Origin of the sequence: Niveispirillum sp., from assembly GCF_052437035.1 — a bacterium.
Lineage (GTDB): Bacteria > Pseudomonadota > Alphaproteobacteria > Azospirillales > Azospirillaceae > Niveispirillum.
This window is the reverse complement of sequence record NZ_JBQVOH010000011.1, coordinates 80739-97467: the sequence shown is the minus strand read 5'-3', so window position 1 is coordinate 97467 and position 16729 is coordinate 80739. Positions and strand designations below refer to the sequence as shown.

The window sequence follows — 16729 nt, the reverse complement described above, 5'->3', positions numbered from 1 at the left end:
CATGCCGATCAAACGGGTCAAGCCGGGTGATTTCACCCGCACCCCCATCGAAAAGGCTCCGGACCCGCAGCTGGGTCACGCCATCATCGCCAAGGAGCGCTACACCAGCCCCGATTTCATGAAACTGGAATGGGAGCGGATGTGGAAACGCAGCTGGCTGATGGGCTGCCGCGAGGATGACATCCCGGAGCCGGGCGATTACGTGTGTACGGAGATCGGGCGCGAGGCGATCCTGATCGTGCGCCAAGCCGATATGTCGATCCGCGCCTTCTATAATGTCTGTCAGCATCGCGGTAACCGGTTGGTCCCGCCGGGCATCGGTAAGCTGAAGAGTTTCAAATGCGCCTATCATCACTGGGAATATGGCCTGGACGGTGACTTTGTCCGCATCCCGGACAAGGAGACCTTCCCGCAGGGCACCCCGTGCCAAGGCCTGCCGGAGGTGCCGTGCGATACCTGGGGCAGCTTCGTCTGGTATAATCTGAACAAGGATGCCGAGCCGCTGCGGGAATTCCTGGGCGTCATTCCGGAGCATCTGGACCCGTATCATTTCGACCGTATGGCGATGACGCGGGATTGGACCATTGAATGGGACTGCAACTGGAAAGCATCCGTTGATGCGTTCAACGAAAGCTACCATGTGCAGGGCATCCATCCGCAGCTGCTCTATTACCTGAATGATCTGGATATCCAGATCGACTGTTACGACCGGCACAGCCGCTATCTGGTGCCGTTCGCCACCACCAGCCCGCGCGTGAAGGAAACGTCGGATATCCCGCCGCTGATCCGCCTGATCATGAAGCAGGCGGGCATGGACCCCGCCGATTTCGATGGCAAGACGCGGGAAGTGCGGCTGGCGGTGCAGAAATGGAAGCGGGAGAATGGGGCGTCACAGGGTTACGATTATTCGGACCTGAATGATGATCAGCTGACCGATGATTATCATTACCTGATCTTCCCCAACATCACGCTGAACGTGCATGCCGACGACCTGATGCTGTTCCGGCAGCGGCCGCACCCGACCGACCCCAACAAGATGTATTACGACCTGCAGAATTTCCGCCTGCTGAAACAGGGGGAGGAGAAGCCGGAACGGCCCGAACACCGCTTCTACCGCCATGGGGAAAAGTCGTTGGGCCAGGTGCTGGACCAGGATGCGTACAATCTGCCCGGCGTGCAGCTGGGCATGCAGTCGGAAGGCTTCCCCGGATTGTGGCTGGGCGACCAGGAACTGCGCATCCGGCACTTCCACAAGGTCATTGATGATTATGTTTATGGGGCCGGCAGTTCCAGCGTGAACGCAGAGTAGCACCCTCGCCCACGAAGGTGGGAGAGGGAGGGGCCCAAGCCGGAAGGCTTGGGAGGGTGAGGGAACAAGGCTGTGGTGCCACCACCCTCACCCTCCCACCCGCTGACGCGGGCGGGCCCCTCCCTCTCCCGCCAAGCGGGCGAGGGGCGAACCAGATGCCCCGATCTTTTCAAGGAACCAACCCATGCAGCTCAACCGTGACGCCCTGCTTCAGGCCTATCGGCGCATGCGCACCATTCGTGAGTTCGAGGAGCGGCTTCATATCGAGAACCGCACCGGGGAGATCGCGGGCTTCACGCACCTTTATGCCGGTCAGGAGGCCGTGGCGGTGGGGGTGTGCGAGCATCTGACGGACAAGGACTGGATCGCGTCCACCCATCGCGGCCATGGCCATTGCATCGCCAAGGGATGCGATGTCGGCGGCATGATGAAGGAGATCTATGGACGCGCCGACGGCCTGTGCAAGGGCAAGGGCGGGTCCATGCATATTGCCGATCTGGACAAGGGCATGCTGGGCGCCAACGCCATTGTCGGCGGCGGCCCGCCCATCGCGGTGGGGGCGGCCATCGCCGCCAAGCTGGCCGGTGAGGGGCATGTCGCTGTGTCCTTCACCGGGGATGGCGGGTCGAACCAGGGTACGGTTCTGGAGGCCCTGAACATGGCCGCCGTGTTGAAGGTGCCGAAGATTTTCGTGTTCGAGAATAATGGCTATTCCGAACATACCGGTGCCGCCTACGCCCTGGCCGGACAGGATTTGGGCCGCCGGGTGGAGGGGTTCGGCATCCCGGTCTTCCGCGCTGACGGGTTTGATTTCTTCTCTGTATACGAGGCGATGCGCCAGGCGCTGGAAGTGTCGCGCACGGGCGGTGGGCCGGCGGCGGTCTATGCCACCTGCACCCGCTATTTCGGGCATTTCGAGGGCGATCCCCAGAATTACCGCGCCAAGGGCGAGGTGGAGAAGTTCCGGGAAGAGAGCGACTGCCTGAAGGGCTTCCGCGCGCGGGTGACAGAGGCCGGCCTGATCGATGCGGCTACGCTAGACGCCATCGATGCGGAGGTTCTGGCCGAGATTGATGCCGCCACGGTCGCCGCGAAGTCAGCCGCCCCGCCGGTGCCGGCGGATGTGCTGACCGACGTCTATATCAGCTATTGAGCGGGAGAGGTTCGATGCCCGTCATCACCCTTCGCGAGGCCCTGAACGAGGCCCTGCATCTTGAAATGGCCCGCGATCCCCGCGTCATCGTCCTGGGCGAGGATGTGTCCGGCGGGGCCGGCGGCACATCGGGTCAGCGCGACGCCGCCGGCGGCATTTTCGGCGTGACCAAGGGCCTGATCCACAAGTTTGGCGAAGGCCGCGTGATCGACACGCCCATTTCGGAAAGCTGCATCATTGGGGCCGCCAATGGCGCGGCGCTTGCGGGCCTACGCCCTGTGGCCGAACTGATGTTCGCCGACTTTGTCGGCGTGGCCATGGACCAGATTTTCAATCAGGCCGCCAAGTTCCGCTACATGTTCGGGGGCAAGGCGCGCACGCCGCTGGTCATCCGCATGTCGTTCGGGGCCGGCATGAACTGCGCCGCCCAGCATTCGCAGACCATCTACCCCTTCATGACGGCGGTGCCGGGCCTGAAGGTGGTGGTGCCGTCCAATCCCTATGACGCCAAGGGCCTGCTGCTGACCGCCATCCGCGATGATGATCCGGTGGTGTTTTTCGAACATAAGGCGCTGTACAGCCGCAAGGGCGAGGTTCCCGAAGGTGACTACGCGATCCCGTTCGGGGAGGCGGCGCTGGTGCGCGAGGGCGAGCATGCCACCATCGTGGCGCTCGGTCGCATGGTGCCTTTTGCTGAAAAGGCGCTGGAAAAGCTGAATGCCGATGGCATCACCTGCGACCTGATCGACCCGCGCACCACCAGCCCGCTGGACGAGGAAACGATCCTGGAAAGCGTGTCGAACACGGGTCGGCTGGTGGTGGTGGATGAAAGCCCGCCGCGCTGTTCGGTGGCGTCCGACATTGCCGCCATCGTGGCGCAAAAGGGCTTCCGCGACCTGAAGGCGCCGATCCAGATCGTCACCGCCCCCCACACGCCCGTTCCGTTCGCCCGCGAGCTGGAACGCGCCTATGTCCCCGGCCCCGCGCAGATCGAGGCCGCTGTTCGCAAGGTGCTGGCCGATGGCTGAAATCCACCCGATCACCCTGCCCAAATGGGGCATCGAAATGTCGGAAGGCACCGTCGCCGCCTGGCATCTGGCGGTCGGTGCCAGTGCCGAGAAGGGCACGGAGCTGGTCGATATCGAAACGGAAAAGATCGTCAATACGCTGGACCTGGAGGTCGGCGGCATGCTGCGCCGGCAACTGGCCCAGGCGGGCGATGTGCTGCCGGTCGGCGCGCTGATCGCCGTGCTGGCCGATGCGTCGGTGCCGGAGAGTGCCATTGATGCGTTCGTGGCCGGGTACAAGGCCATTGATGTGTCGTTTGAGCCGAAGGAGGAAGGGGCAGGCTCGCTTGCTCCTTCCTCTCCCCGTCATCCCGGCGAAGGCCGGGACCCAGGGGCCACCTGCCCGACCTCTCCTCCTGCCCCCGCCCCGAAAAGCGCAGCGCCTGTGGCTCTGGGTCCCGGCCTTCGCCGGGAAGGTGGTGGTGAGACGGCACCCGTGCCCCCCCTCGATCCCGCTACCCTGGCCGCCCGTAACGAGGCGGCGCATGCCAGCCCGTTGGCGCGGCGGTTGGCCAACAAGCTGGGGATTGATCTGTCCACCCTGACCGGGACAGGCCAGAAGGGGCGGATCAGTCAGGAGGATGTGGAGAAGGCGGCAGCATCGCGCGGCACTGTCACCCCTGCCTCGACGGTTGAGCCTGTGCCGGAACCGCAGCCCACCGGTCCCGAACCGCATGCCAGCCCCATCGCGCAGAAGATCGCGCGCAAGCTGGGCATGACATTGCATGGCATCAAGGGCACGGGTGCCAGAGGACGCGTATCGCTGGCCGATGTGCAGGCGGCGGCCAAGGTGCGGGGTTTGATCGCCGCACCCGCCCCCGTTGCCTCCCCTGCCCCCGCCGCCGGCCCGGCGGCGCGCAAGCTGGCCGGTGATCTGGGCGTGGACCTGTCGACCGTGACGCCCACGGGGCCGAAGGGGCACGCCACGAAGCAGGATGTGCGCGACGCCGCCGACCGGGCCACGGCCCCACCGGCAGCGGCTCCCGCCTATGATCTGCTGCCCGTGACGGGCATGCGCCGTGCCATTGCCACGGCCCTGGTCAATGCCAAGCAGACGATCCCGCATTTCTATCTGACATCCGACGTCACCGTCGATGCGCTGCTGTCCTTCCGCGAACAGCTGAACGCACGCGCCAGCAGCCCGCGCAAACTGTCGGTCAATGACCTGCTGATCAAGGCGGCGGCATTGGCCCTGATGGAAGTGCCCGATGTGAATGTGCATTGGGCCGAGGATGGGATCAGGCGGTTCCGTGCCGCCGATATTTCCGTCGCCGTCGCTGTGGATGGCGGGCTGCTGACGCCGGTGGTGCGCGGGGCCGATGCCCTTGATCCCTGGACCATCGGCGCCAGGGCAGCCGATCTGGCCGACCGGGCGCGCAAACGCACGCTGGCCAAGGAGGATATCAGCGGTGGCAGCTTCACCATCTCCAACCTGGGCATGTTCGGCATCCGCCAGTTCCAGGCCATCATCAACCCGCCCCAGGGCGCCATCCTGGCCGTCGGCACGACAAGGCGGGAAGCACGGGAAACGGCGGATGGCGGGGTGCGCTTTGCCTCGGTGATGAGCCTGACACTGTCCTGTGATCACCGCGCCGTGGATGGCGCGCTGGGGGCGAAGTTCCTGGCGGCACTGGGGCGGCGGCTGGAAGACCCGATCGGGTTGGTGCTGTAGGGGGTGGGGTTGCCCTCACCCTCCCGTTGGCTGGGGCCAACGGGCCCCTCCCTCTCCCACGTTCGTGGGCGAGGGGTGAAGTTTTAGCCCCTCGCCCGCTATGCGGGAGAGGGAGGGGCCCGCCCGTGTTAACGGGTGGGAGGGTGAGGGAACGACGTCGCTACTTGCCCACCCGCGCCCTTCCCAGCCGTGCTATCGCAACCGGTGCTGCCGGAACGACGCCCTCGACCCCGCGCATATACTCGGCATAGCGACCGATGCGTTGCGCCAGTTCGCGCAGCACGCCTTCGCGGTTGGTCAATATATAGTGATTGTCGAAACGGATGACCGTAAAGCCGGCGCGTTCCAGCACACTGGTGCGCGTGGCATCGATAGTGGGGCCATGTTGGCTGCCATCGATCTCCACGATCAGGTTCAGTTCGGGGCAGATGAAGTCCGCTATGTAGCGGTCCACCGGTTCCTGCCGCCGGAATTTCAGCCCCATGAACCGCCGGCCGCGTACCCAGCCCCAGAAGTGCCGCTCAGCATCCGTGGCGCTCCGACGCAGGTGCCGGGCGCGCGCATCGCCGGACATGGCGGGTTTCCGGTTGTGGTTTATCGGTGATTTATAGTGATTCGGTTGTGCGCGCGGGTCAAGGGCTTTTGGGCGGGATTACCCTCACCCTCCCGTTGGCTGGGGCCAACGGGCCCCTCCCTCTCCCACCTTCGTGGGCGAGGGGTTAAAAATTCCGCCCCTCGCCCGCTTGCGGGAGAGGGAGGGGCCCGCCCGTGTTAACGGGTGGGAGGGTGAGGTAGACACGCCCCTCACAGATCGTCAAATTCCTCCAGCACCATCGGTTCCGCCAGACACGGCATCACGAGGGGCACCAGTTCCTGGAACCAGGGCGTGGTGCAATGGACCTGGCGGAAATAATCCTGGGACGGGTGCTGTTCGATGGCGGCGTAGGCATGGGCGCGGCCACGGATTTTCTTGAACAGATAGACGCTGACATCCGGCTGGTGGGCCAGGACCTTGGTCGTGAGGGCCGTCATGGCGGCGACGAATTCCGCCTCCATTTCCGGCTTCACGAACAGCTTGGCGACGATGGTGTACATGAACCAAACTCCCGTCAGGCGGCGGCACCCGCCGCCAGTTCCGCTTCAAGCTGCTGACGCAGCTTGTATTTCTGGATCTTGCTGGTGGACATGGGCCATTGCGTCACGAACCGCACATGGCGCGGCACCTTGAAGCTGGAGATTTTGCCACGGCAATAATCCAGCACTTCCTGCGCCGTCAGCGACGTGCCGGGATGCAGTTCGATGAAGGCGGCGGGCACCTCCACCAGGCGCGGATCGGGCGCGCCCACCACCTGACACATCTTCACCGCCGGGTGGGTGCCGATATAGGCCTCGATCTCGGCGGCGGCGACATTCTCCCCGCCAACCTTCAGCATGTCCTTGGTGCGGCCATGGAACATGATGTTGCCATCAGCGTCCAGCGACCCGACATCGCCGGTGTGCAACCAGCCGCCCTGTAGCGCCTCTGCCGTTTTCACCGGGTCCTTGTAATAGCCATCCAGCAATCCGGGGCTGCGCACCAGGATCTCGCCCTTTTCGCCCGCCGGCAGCGGGTCGCCAAAGGCATCGACGATCTTCACCTCGATCCCCGGCAGGGGGCGGCCCAGCCGTGTCGTGCGCACCTCGTAACTGTCGGAAAGGCTGCTGGTGCAGACCGTGCCCGCCGCTTCCGACAGGCCATAGGTGCCGACCTGGATGCAGTTGGGCATGGCCTTGGCCAGCATCTCCTTCATCGCGCCGGTCTGTACCGCCAGCGACGAATTCATCAGCCGCATGGAGGACAGGTCCGTGGTCGCGAAATCCGGGTGGTGGATCAGGTCGACCATGATGGGCGCGAAGCACGGGTATGTGGCCGTCACCTTGTGCGTTTCCAGCATTTTCAGGGCCACGCCGGCATCGAAATGCTGCATCGACAGATAGGTGCCGCCCTTGGCATAGATGGCGACCAGCGGCAGGATGGCCGCGATATGGAACAAGGGCAGCGGCGACCAGAACCGGTCACGGTCGGTCAGCTCATACCGTTCCGCCAATGCCTGGGACGTGCGGACAATGGCCTCATGGCTGATCAAACAGCCCTTGGGGTTTGACGTGGTGCCCGACGTGTACAGGATGATGCCGGGCGCGCGGACCCGTGCAAAGGCCCTTCGTTCATGCACCGCCTCATCCGTGACGGTTTCGGCCATGGCATCGAACCGGTCCGCCGTGACGGTAAAGGGCCGTCCGCCATCGCCCAGCAGGATGATGGAGCGCAGCCGCGGGCAGCCCTTCAACGACAGGGCCATCGGGTCCGTCTGTTCGGCCAGCCCCGCCAGCCCCTCACACAGGCGATCCACGAAATTCAGCTGATCGGCCACCTGTTCGGTGGTGATGATGGTGACCAGATCGGCATTGTCGGTGACATAGGCCAGTTCATGCGCGCGGTAACGGGCATTGATCGGCACCGTCACGCCGCCGGCGAGCGCTACGCCGAACAGGATATCGACAAATTCGATGCAGGACGGCAGCAGCACGCCGACATGGTCGCCCGGCTTGATCCCCATCGCCATCAGCCCCTTGGCATGGCGCATGGCGCGGGCGGCCAGATCCCGGTAGGTCAGGCTTTCATCGGGAAAGATCAGCGCGTCCGTATCGGGCCAGGAATGGGCAGCCGACAGCAGCAGGTCGCCAAGCGTGGTGGCATGGATGAACTGTTCGGCCTTGCTCATGCCGTCGAACCTTTCACGGATGCGTTCAGCGGATGGAAATATTCCCGCACATAGGGCCCGTCGAAACACGGGATCATCTGCGGCACGATCTGTGTGAACCAGGGCGTGGATTGATGCTCATGTTCCGCCGCCTCGTCGGGGAAGCTTTCCACCACCACGAAGCGACCCGGCCCATCGGCCCGGTAGAAGGCGTAGTAGAGGGTCTTGGGCTCATGCGCGCGGACCTTCTCCGTCAGAGCGGTGGCGAGGCGGATGAATTCCGCCTCGCATTCCGGCTTGACCGTGAAGCGGCTGATGAAAAAGATCATCGCGGCGCCCCCGCCATGTAGCGGTTCAGTTCGACATGGAAATGGCGCAGGCGCTGTTCTTGTTCACCGAACAGCATGCCGTTGAACCCACGCGACCGCAGGCCCTTCTGCACGACGGGCAGAAGCTCGCTATCCTGATCCAGCACCAGACCCAGGTTCGCCGGTTCGCCCAGCGGCACATGTACGCAATCCGGGCGCACGCGGCCGGAAATGTCGGTGCCTTCGGGCAGGCCCATCCAGGCCGGCACATCATAATTGCCCGCCGCCTCTGCCACGGCACCCACGGGCCGGAACAGGATGGTGATGTCGTAGAAGAAACGCTCGGGGTTTTCCGGGTGCGGGATGAAGCGCATCAGGAACACACCCTCCGGATGGCAGCCGATCTGCACATTCGGGAACAGGCCATAGGCGAAACTGTCGGTCAGCTGCGCATCCGTCAGCTTTTCATAGCCCAGGCCCAGCCGTTCGGCGCGTTCACGCTTGGCCTTCTGGGCCGCCGCCCGCACCTCCTGTGCCGTACCGGTGAAGCCGGTCGGGTCCAGGGCCGCGTCGGGCATCATCATTTTCAGCCCCTCATTCACGCCCAACTGGTCCGGCACGCGCGGGCTGGGCCGGTAGAAGGGGATGCACATCCGGCTCATCCCGTTGGGGAACAGGTCGTACTGGACGAAGTAATCCTCCATCACGCCCTGGGTTTCCGGATGCACCGCATGCAGGTGGTAAACCTCATAGAAGGCATCGACACCGATCTTCCAGTTGGCGGCCCATTCGCTGCGCACCTGCCGGACCACATGCATCTTGTCGATCTGGTAGCTCTCCAGATGGTCCGCCACCGGCCCCAGCCAGCCGCGCAGGTCGGGTGCGTCCGGGTTCATGGAGACGAAGACCAGACCGGCCAGTTCCTCGCACCGAACCCCACTCATCCCCGGATTATGGCACACCACCTCGGGACGGAACGTCTCCCGGTCGGTGATGTTCTTCAGGCTGCCATCCAGGTTGAATTTCCAGCTATGGAAGGAACAGGCAAAGCCGTTCGCCAGACTGCCGAGTGCTGTATGCACCAACCGGTTACCCCGGTGCGGACAGACATTATAGAAGGCGCGGACCTTGCCATCATCGCCCCGGACCACGACGATATTCTCGGCACCGATCTCGAACGTCGCGAAATCCCCTTCCTCGCGCACATCGCTGGACGGGCAGGCGATCAGCCAGGCCTTGGTCCACAGCTTCTCCCATTCCTGCGCCATCCAGCCCTTGTCGTAATATTGGGCGGGGTCGAACTTCTCCGTGCCATTGTCGATGAAGGGTGCCTTGGCGTCGACATCGCCCGGCTTGGCCGCCGGATTGATCGACCAGCCCTTGCGATAGTCGAAAGACGAACTGATCCCGTCCATGGATGATCCTCCCAGATCGCTGGTTCCCTGGAACTTCTTGTCGGGGCGGTGGGGCGCGCAGATTGCGACGAGCCATGCAAAGGGGCGCGGCCCATACCGATCCCGTTTGGTTTCGAAAAATATACACACAATGCCGTTTCTGTGTAAAATTAAAAAGTCGAAACCGCCGATTTTTGCTGCGGTGCGGCATACGATATAATGCAGTGGCGTCCGTAAGCCGCAGAAATCCTAACTTTATGCGTGCTTGAATATTTACGTAAAATGGCTATATCCTGTATGCAAAGCAACAGACCGGGAAGGCCCGGCGAGGAGGGTGGGACGTGTCACAGGTTCTGAGCGGGGTACGGGTGCTGGATTTCGGGCGCTATGTCGCCGGACCCTATTGCGCCACCCTGCTGGGCTATTTCGGGGCCGAAATTATCCGCGTCGAACGGCTGGGCGGGGGTGAGGATCGGTTCATCACGCCGGTGACCGACGGTGGCGAGGGCGCGGGATGGCTGCAGATGGGCGTCAATAAGCGCTCCCTGACCCTGAACCCAACCAAGCCGGAAGGGCGGGAGGTGGTGCGCCGTCTGGTCGCCACCGCCGATGTCGTGGTTGCCAACCTGCCGCCGCCGACCCTGTCCGCCATGGGGCTGGATGAGGACAGCCTGCGTGCCATCAAGCCCGACATCATCCCCGTCCTGATCTCCAGCTTCGGTGCTACCGGCCCCTGGGCGGCGCGCGGCGGGTTCGACGGGGTGGGACAGGCCATGTCGGGCGCCATGTATTTTTCCGGCACGCCCGAACAGCCGATGAAGGCCGGCGCGCCCTATGTGGATTTCGGGACCGGCATGTTCGCGGCCCTGGGCGCCATGGCGGCCCTGATGGAGAAACGCGCCACGGGGCGGGGGCAGTCCGTGCAGGCCAGCCTTCTGGTCACTGGCGTCACCCTGTTCAATGCTTTTCTGGTGGAACAGGCGGTGACGGGCATCAACCGGGTCGGCACCGGCAACCGGGTACAGACATCGGCCCCGTCGGACGTGTTCGCCACCCTGGACGGCCATGTCCTGATCCATACGGTGGGCGATGGCCTGTTCGCGCGTTGGTGCGACATGGTGGGGGAACCCGGCTGGAAGGCCGATCCCCGCTTTGGCAGTGATCAGGCGCGTGGCGATAATAATGGGGCACTCTGCGCCCGCATGGCCGAATGGTGCCGCACCCGCACCACCGATCAGGCGGTGGAGGCGCTGGCGGTGGCCGGTATTCCCGGCGGTCCCGTCCTGTCACCGCAGCAGGTTCTGGACCATGCCCAGGTGCAGGCAACGGGCCTGTTGCAGCCGGTGGATTATCCGGGCTTGCCCCGCCCTGCCCCGGTTGCCGGGCCGCCCGTGACCCTGTCCGCCACCCCCGGCAGCATTCGTTCACGCCCGCCCACCGTGGGCGAACATACCGACGCGATCCTGACCGAACTGGGCTATGACGCCGCCGCCATTTCGGCGCTGCGTTCGGCCAGGATCGTTTGACGTACACAAAATACGTGCTTTCTGTATGCACGATGATCTGCTATGTATGCGGAAAATGCACAAGCGCTTATTCCGTCCTCCCGGTGGCGGATCAGGGGCGCAGACAGAGAAGGAAAGGGAAGGACCATGGACGCCCTGGAGATCGACCGTATCAAGGCCGGCATGCAGTATGAGTCCACGCGGCAAGGCCCGCCGGATGACTTCCCGGAACTGCCGGAAATCCCCGCCGGCCGCTATGTCGACCCGGAATTCTATGAGCTGGAGCGTCAGGCCCTGTGGCGGCGCACCTGGGTCTATGCGATCCATGCGGACGAGGTGCCGGAGATCGGGTCGTACCTGAAATGGGACCGGCTGGGTGATCCGCTGTTCTTCGTGCGCGGCGACGACAACAAGATCCGCTGTTTTTATAATACCTGCCGCCACCGTGGCGCGCCGGTGGTGACGGAGGAAAAGGGCAAGGGCCGTGGCATGGTCTGCGGTTACCATGGCTGGACCTATAATCTGAAGGGCGACCTGATCAATCTGCGTGACAAGCGGGACTTTGTCGGGCTGGACCTGAAATGCAAATCGCTGATCGAGGTGCGGTGCGAGAATTTCGGCAATTGGCACTTCATCAATATGGATGCCGATGCCGGGCCGTTGATGGATTATCTGGCCCCCGTCGTGCCCGACCTGTCGGAATTTCAGCCGCAGAATCTGCGCCTGGCCGACCGGCATGGGGTGGTGGTGGAATGCAATGTGAAGGTCTTGCTGGATGCATTCCTGGAGGTCTATCATCTGAAATCCATCCACCAGAATACGGTGGACCGGTTCCTGGACCATCGCGGATCGTTCATGACGCTGTGGCCCGGCGGCCATTCGCGCATGGTCACGCCCAACCGCCGTCCCGGCTGGCAGGACCCCGGCACCAAGGGTCTGCCCGACATTCCGACCGTGGGCGAAATCCCGCGTACGGCCAATGTGTCGATCAATGTCTATCCCAATATCGTGGTGCCGCCGGCGCCCACGGGCATGCCCTTTATCGTGTTCTGGCCCATCGATATCCGCCGCATGTATATTGAGGTCTGCTGGTTCTCCCCCGACTGGGGCGATGGTCCGCGCCCCGAAATCTGGGAAACCCGGATTTCAAACTTCGACCGTATCCTGGAAGAGGATACGCAGTTCGCGGACAGCATCCAGAAATCGGTTGAAAGCGGCGGCTTTACGGGCATTTCCCTGAACTATCAGGAACGCCGGATCTACCATTGGCATGAAGAACTGGACCGCCGCATCGGTGATGCGGTGCCAGAGCATCTGCGGGTGGCGCAGGTGCTGGGCAAGTTTATTGAGGCTGTGAAGGCGGCTTAGTTTTTCTGAGGCGTTGGGCCCTCACCCTCCCATCGCTTGGCAGCGATGGGCCCCTCCCTCTCCCACCTTCGTGGGCGAGGAGTGAAATTCAAGCCCCTCGCCCGCTTCGCGGGAGAGGGAGGGGCCTGGGCCGTAAGGCCCGGGAGGGTGAGGGAGCACCGCTTGTCATTTCAGAAAGGTCCATCCAAGTGACCCAATCCCCCACCGGCATCACCGGCTTCGGCGCCTACATCCCCCGGCTGCGACTGTCGCGCAAGGCGATGGCGGCGGCCCTTGACTGGCTGGACCCCAATCTGGCGGCCCAGGGCAAGGGCGAACGCGCCGTCGCCAATTGGGATGAGGACAGCCTGACCATGGCGGTGGAGGCGGCGCGCGATCTGCTGGCCGCCCGTGCGTTGTCGCCCGACCGGCTGGTCTTTGCCTCCACTACCCTGCCCTTTCAGGACAGGTCGAATGCGGGCCTGATCATCGACGCGTTGGGTCTTGATGGGGGCACGCGCCCTGCGGATGCCACGGGCAGTTTGCGGGCCGGGACCAGCGCGCTTCTGTCCGCACTGGAACAGACGGGCACCAGTTTGCTGACCGCCGCCGACCGGCGGCTGGCGCGGCCGGGTTCGGTGCAGGATTTTACCTATGGCCATGGTGCCGCCGCCGTGACCGTCGGGTCCGGGCCGGGGGTCATCGCCGAATTCCTGGGCGGGCACAGCATCTTCCGCGATCTGGTGGACCATTACCGGGCCGCGGGGGAAGCCGCCGATTACGTTCTGGAGGAACGGTGGGCGCGCGATGAGGGCTATCTGAAGATCGTGCCCGTTGCCGTGAAAGGCGCACTATCCAAGGCGGGGATTAGCGCCGATCAGGTGGACCATTTCATCCTGCCCGGCACCATGGCCAAGATACAGGCGACCCTTGCCGCCAAGCTGGGAATGCGGCCCGACAGCGTGGTTGATCCGCTGGCCGGCACCGTGGGCGATACGGGTGCGGCGCATGCGCTGTTGATGCTGGCCGATATCCTGGGCCGCACGCAGCCGGGGCGGGTCATCCTGCTGGTCGGGTATGGGCAGGGGGCGGATGCCATCCTTCTGCGCACCACCAAGGCGCTGGCCGATTTCATCCCTGCCACGGGGGTTGCGGGTTGGCTGTCGCGGCGGCAGGCGGAGGATCGGTATCTGAAGCACATGTCGTTCTCTGGCATGGTCGATATCCATTTCGGCATGCGGGCCGAACATGACAAGCGCACGGCCCATACAGTGGCCTATCGCAAGCGCGACATGGTCAATGGATTGACGGGCGGGCGCTGTGGTTCGTGCGGCTGTGTGCAGTTCCCGCGTACCCGCGCCTGTGTGAACCCGGCCTGTGGGGCCATCGATACGCAGACACCCGTCCGGCTGGCCGATGAAGCGGCGGTGGTGAAGACATTTACCGAGGATTGGCTGGGCTTCACCCCCTGCCCGCCGCTGGCCTATGGCAATGTGCAGTTCGCCAATGGCGCCAATGTCATGATGGAATTCACCGATATCCAGGCGGGACAGCTGTCGGTCGGCCTGCCCGTCCGCCTTGTCTTCCGCCTGAAGGATGATGACGAGAAGCGCGGCTTCCGCCGGTATTTCTGGAAAGCCACACCGCAGGGAGGGGCCTGATCATGGCCAAGGGTATCCGCGACAAGGTGGCGATCATCGGCATGGGCTGTTCGCGCTTCGGCGAACGCTGGGATGCCGGGCCCGACGATCTGATGCTGGAGGCGTTCCAGGAGTGCTTGCACGATGCCGGCATCGATAAATCCGATATCCAGGCCGGATGGATGGGCGTGTTCTTTGATGAACAGAGCGTGGGCAAATCGGCCCTGCCTTTGTCCATGGCTTTGCGCCTGCCCAACATCCCCGTGACGCGGGTGGAGAATTTGTGCGCCACGGGGACGGAGGCGCTGCGCGGAGCCGTCTATGCGGTGGCGGCAGGGGCCTGCGATATCGCCATCGCCATGGGCGTGGAAAAGCTGAAGGATACCGGCTTCGGTGGCCTGCCGGAGCGGACCAAGGGCACGTTTGAGGATCTCTGGCTGCCGCAGAATACGGCGCCCGGCGGCTTTGCCCAGTTGGGGGCCGCCTATGCGGCGCGCACGCGCACGGACATGGCCGACCTGAAACGCGCCATGGCCCATATCTCCGTCAAAAGCCACGCCAATGGCGCGCTGAACCCCAAGGCGCATCTGCGCAATCCCATCACCGAGCAACAGGTGCTGGATGCCCGCATGGTGGCCTATCCGCTGGGCCTGTTTGACTGTGCCGGCGTGTCGGACGGGGCGGCCTGTGCCATCGTCACCACGCCGGAGATTGCCCGCTCGCTGGGCAAGCATAATCCGGTGACGGTGAAGGCGCTGCAGCTGGCGCCCAGCAACGGCGTGGAGCTGGCGCACGGGTCCTGGGACGGGTCCTATACCCTGACCACCCGCATCGCGGCCAAGCGTGCCTATGAGGAGGCGGGGATCAGGGACCCGCGCGCCGAGCTGTCGCTGATCGAGGTGCATGATTGTTTCTCCGTCACCGAACTGGTGGTGATGGAGGATCTGGGCCTGTCGCCCGAAGGCGGGGCCGTGCGCGACGTGATGGACGGGTTCTTTGACCGCGATGGCAAGATCCCCTGTCAGATCGATGGCGGCCTGAAATGTTTCGGCCACCCGATCGGGGCCACAGGCCTGCGCATGGTTTACGAGATTTACTTGCAGCTTCAAGGGCGCGCGGGCGAACGGCAACTACCGGACCCGCGCCTGGGCCTGACCCACAATCTGGGCGGCCTTCCCAACCGCAACATCACATCGGTCGCCATCATCGGGCGGCTGGAGGGGTAAGCCATGACCGAAACCAGACAATGGGGTTTCAGCGACGAGCAGCTTGCCGCCCTGCCCACCGTCTATCGCAGCGATCTTTTGCAGGATCAGGTGGTGGTGCTGTCGGGTGGCGGCAGCGGCATGGGCCGGGCCATGGCCTATCTGTTCACCCGCTTAGGGGCCAAGGTCATGATCTGTGGCCGGCGGGAGGAGAAGCTGGCCGAGACGCGTGACGGCATCCGCCGGCATCTGGGCCGCGACATCGCCATCATGCCCATGACCATCCGCGACCCCGAACAGGTGGATGCGCTGATGGACCGGACCATCGCCGAATTTGGGCGTATCGACCATGTGGTGAATAATGGCGGCGGGCAGTTCCCGCAGGCGGCCATCGACTTTTCCAAGAAGGGCTGGAACGCCGTAATCGACACCAACCTGAACGGCACCTGGCACATGATGCAGGCCGCCGCAAAGCGTTGGCGCGACCGGGGCGAGGCGGGGTCCATCGTCAATATCGTGGCCTATGTCGAACGCGGCATGCCGCAGGCGGCCCATACCTGTGCCGCACGGGCCGGCGTAATCTATCTGTCCAAGACGGTGGCCACTGAATGGGCGCCGCTGAATATCCGCGTGAACTGCGTCGCGCCGGGCACGGTGGCCACCGAAGGCTTCAACGTCTATCCGCCAGAAGCCACGGCGCGCTTTGCCGATACCAACCCGATGCGCCGCATGGGCAATGCCTGGGACGTGGCCGAGGGTGTCGTTTATCTGGTCGCCCCGTCGGGCAAGTTCATTACCGGCGAGATGCTGACCATTGATGGCGGCATGCAGATGTGGGGCACCGTCTGGCCCGGCGGCGTGCCGGAGCATTTCAACGTGGTGTGAGGTCAGCGGCGGCTATAGCTGTTCCGTAAGCTATCTGAATCGGCGGCCCGCGACCAATAAACTGCCTCCCCGGCGCAGGCCGGGGCCCAGGGGCCAAAGGCTCGACGGTGGTACTGCCGAAAAAGAGGCAGGTGGAAGGGGCGCAGCTTGTGGCCCCTGGGCCCCGGCCTGCGCCGGGGAGGCGAATATTCTCAAACTGAGATTATTCTCGACAGCACCCAGCGGCAACATTGGTGCTTGCGAAAAATCGTTCTACCTACTTCAAAAAATGATTTCACGCACTGGCCCTGGTTGGCGTGACGGCAGGTCGTCGGCATCTATCGAACAGGACATCAACATCCGCGCAAATGAGGGGGTATGGTCGCGCTGATCCGCGTCAACCAACGCCGACAGCCCAGCCTTGGCGTCGCGCAGCTGTACCTCCCGCATGGCCCCCTCCATCATGACTACATTGGTCATTATGGGTCATCCATGCCAAAAGAAAAAGGGGGCCGGTTTGCACC

General features: G+C 63.9%; 15 protein-coding genes. 9 read left to right on the top strand and 6 right to left on the bottom strand.

The features are described 5' to 3' along the window. Position 1: 1 nt before the first annotated feature. From ACT6Q8_RS21730 to ACT6Q8_RS21715, 4 genes are all read left to right on the top strand, one after another. A complete protein-coding gene (locus ACT6Q8_RS21730; protein WP_444734396.1) occupies positions 2–1309 on the top strand; it encodes an aromatic ring-hydroxylating oxygenase subunit alpha in 1308 nt (435 codons plus the stop codon). A 184-nt stretch (positions 1310–1493) separates the two neighbouring features. Further along, positions 1494–2462, top strand: coding sequence for a thiamine pyrophosphate-dependent dehydrogenase E1 component subunit alpha (locus tag ACT6Q8_RS21725; RefSeq protein WP_444734395.1), 969 nt, complete (start codon positions 1494–1496; stop codon positions 2460–2462). Positions 2463–2476: 14 nt separating this feature from the next. After that, positions 2477–3490: an alpha-ketoacid dehydrogenase subunit beta gene (locus ACT6Q8_RS21720; protein ID WP_444734394.1), complete on the top strand. Its 1014-nt coding sequence runs from the start codon at positions 2477–2479 to the stop codon at positions 3488–3490. Beyond that, a complete protein-coding gene (locus ACT6Q8_RS21715; protein WP_444734393.1) occupies positions 3483–5201 on the top strand; it encodes a 2-oxo acid dehydrogenase subunit E2 in 1719 nt (572 codons plus the stop codon). Before ACT6Q8_RS21720 ends, ACT6Q8_RS21715 begins: the two co-directional genes overlap by 8 nt. A gap of 160 nt (positions 5202–5361) precedes the next feature. On the opposite strand, the gene ACT6Q8_RS21710 is transcribed toward ACT6Q8_RS21715, so the two are convergent. From ACT6Q8_RS21710 to ACT6Q8_RS21690, 5 genes are all read right to left on the bottom strand, one after another. Beyond that, positions 5362–5775, bottom strand: coding sequence for an endonuclease domain-containing protein (locus tag ACT6Q8_RS21710; RefSeq protein WP_444734392.1), 414 nt, complete (start codon positions 5773–5775; stop codon positions 5362–5364). 230 nt (positions 5776–6005) lie between these two features. After that, the gene (locus ACT6Q8_RS21705; RefSeq protein ID WP_054167827.1) at positions 6006–6296 is read right to left on the bottom strand and encodes a putative quinol monooxygenase; all 291 of its coding nucleotides are present in this window, start codon (positions 6294–6296) and stop codon (positions 6006–6008) included. Positions 6297–6310: 14 nt separating this feature from the next. Beyond that, a complete protein-coding gene (locus ACT6Q8_RS21700; protein ID WP_444734391.1) occupies positions 6311–7963 on the bottom strand; it encodes a class I adenylate-forming enzyme family protein in 1653 nt (550 codons plus the stop codon). Further along, positions 7960–8271 carry a putative quinol monooxygenase gene (locus tag ACT6Q8_RS21695; RefSeq protein ID WP_054167825.1) on the bottom strand — a complete coding sequence of 104 codons (312 nt, stop codon included), beginning with the start codon at positions 8269–8271 and terminating at the stop codon, positions 7960–7962. The genes ACT6Q8_RS21700 and ACT6Q8_RS21695 overlap by 4 nt, the downstream gene beginning before the upstream one ends. Further along, positions 8268–9665, bottom strand: a complete 1398-nt coding sequence (locus tag ACT6Q8_RS21690) for an aromatic ring-hydroxylating dioxygenase subunit alpha (RefSeq protein WP_444734390.1) — start codon at positions 9663–9665, stop codon at positions 8268–8270. The genes ACT6Q8_RS21695 and ACT6Q8_RS21690 overlap by 4 nt, the downstream gene beginning before the upstream one ends. Positions 9666–9985: 320 nt before the next feature. On the opposite strand from ACT6Q8_RS21690, the gene ACT6Q8_RS21685 reads away from it, so the two are divergent. The 5 genes from ACT6Q8_RS21685 to ACT6Q8_RS21665 all read left to right on the top strand — a co-directional run bounded on the left by ACT6Q8_RS21685 (position 9986) and on the right by ACT6Q8_RS21665 (position 16226). Beyond that, on the top strand, positions 9986–11170 hold the full coding sequence (locus tag ACT6Q8_RS21685; RefSeq protein WP_444734389.1) for a CaiB/BaiF CoA transferase family protein: 1185 nt from the start codon (positions 9986–9988) through the stop codon (positions 11168–11170). A 126-nt stretch (positions 11171–11296) separates the two neighbouring features. Further along, positions 11297–12517 (top strand): aromatic ring-hydroxylating oxygenase subunit alpha, encoded by a 1221-nt coding sequence (locus ACT6Q8_RS21680; protein ID WP_054167822.1) that lies wholly within the window; start codon positions 11297–11299, stop codon positions 12515–12517. A gap of 188 nt (positions 12518–12705) precedes the next feature. Further along, the gene (locus ACT6Q8_RS21675; protein ID WP_054167821.1) at positions 12706–14157 is read left to right on the top strand and encodes a hydroxymethylglutaryl-CoA synthase family protein; all 1452 of its coding nucleotides are present in this window, start codon (positions 12706–12708) and stop codon (positions 14155–14157) included. Positions 14158–14159: 2 nt separating this feature from the next. Next, positions 14160–15362 carry an acetyl-CoA acetyltransferase gene (locus tag ACT6Q8_RS21670; RefSeq protein ID WP_444734388.1) on the top strand — a complete coding sequence of 401 codons (1203 nt, stop codon included), beginning with the start codon at positions 14160–14162 and terminating at the stop codon, positions 15360–15362. 3 nt (positions 15363–15365) lie between these two features. Further along, positions 15366–16226, top strand: coding sequence for an SDR family oxidoreductase (locus tag ACT6Q8_RS21665; RefSeq protein WP_054167819.1), 861 nt, complete (start codon positions 15366–15368; stop codon positions 16224–16226). A 261-nt stretch (positions 16227–16487) separates the two neighbouring features. On the opposite strand, the gene ACT6Q8_RS21660 is transcribed toward ACT6Q8_RS21665, so the two are convergent. Continuing rightward, positions 16488–16685 (bottom strand): hypothetical protein, encoded by a 198-nt coding sequence (locus ACT6Q8_RS21660; RefSeq protein ID WP_444734387.1) that lies wholly within the window; start codon positions 16683–16685, stop codon positions 16488–16490. Positions 16686–16729: the final 44 nt, after the last annotated feature.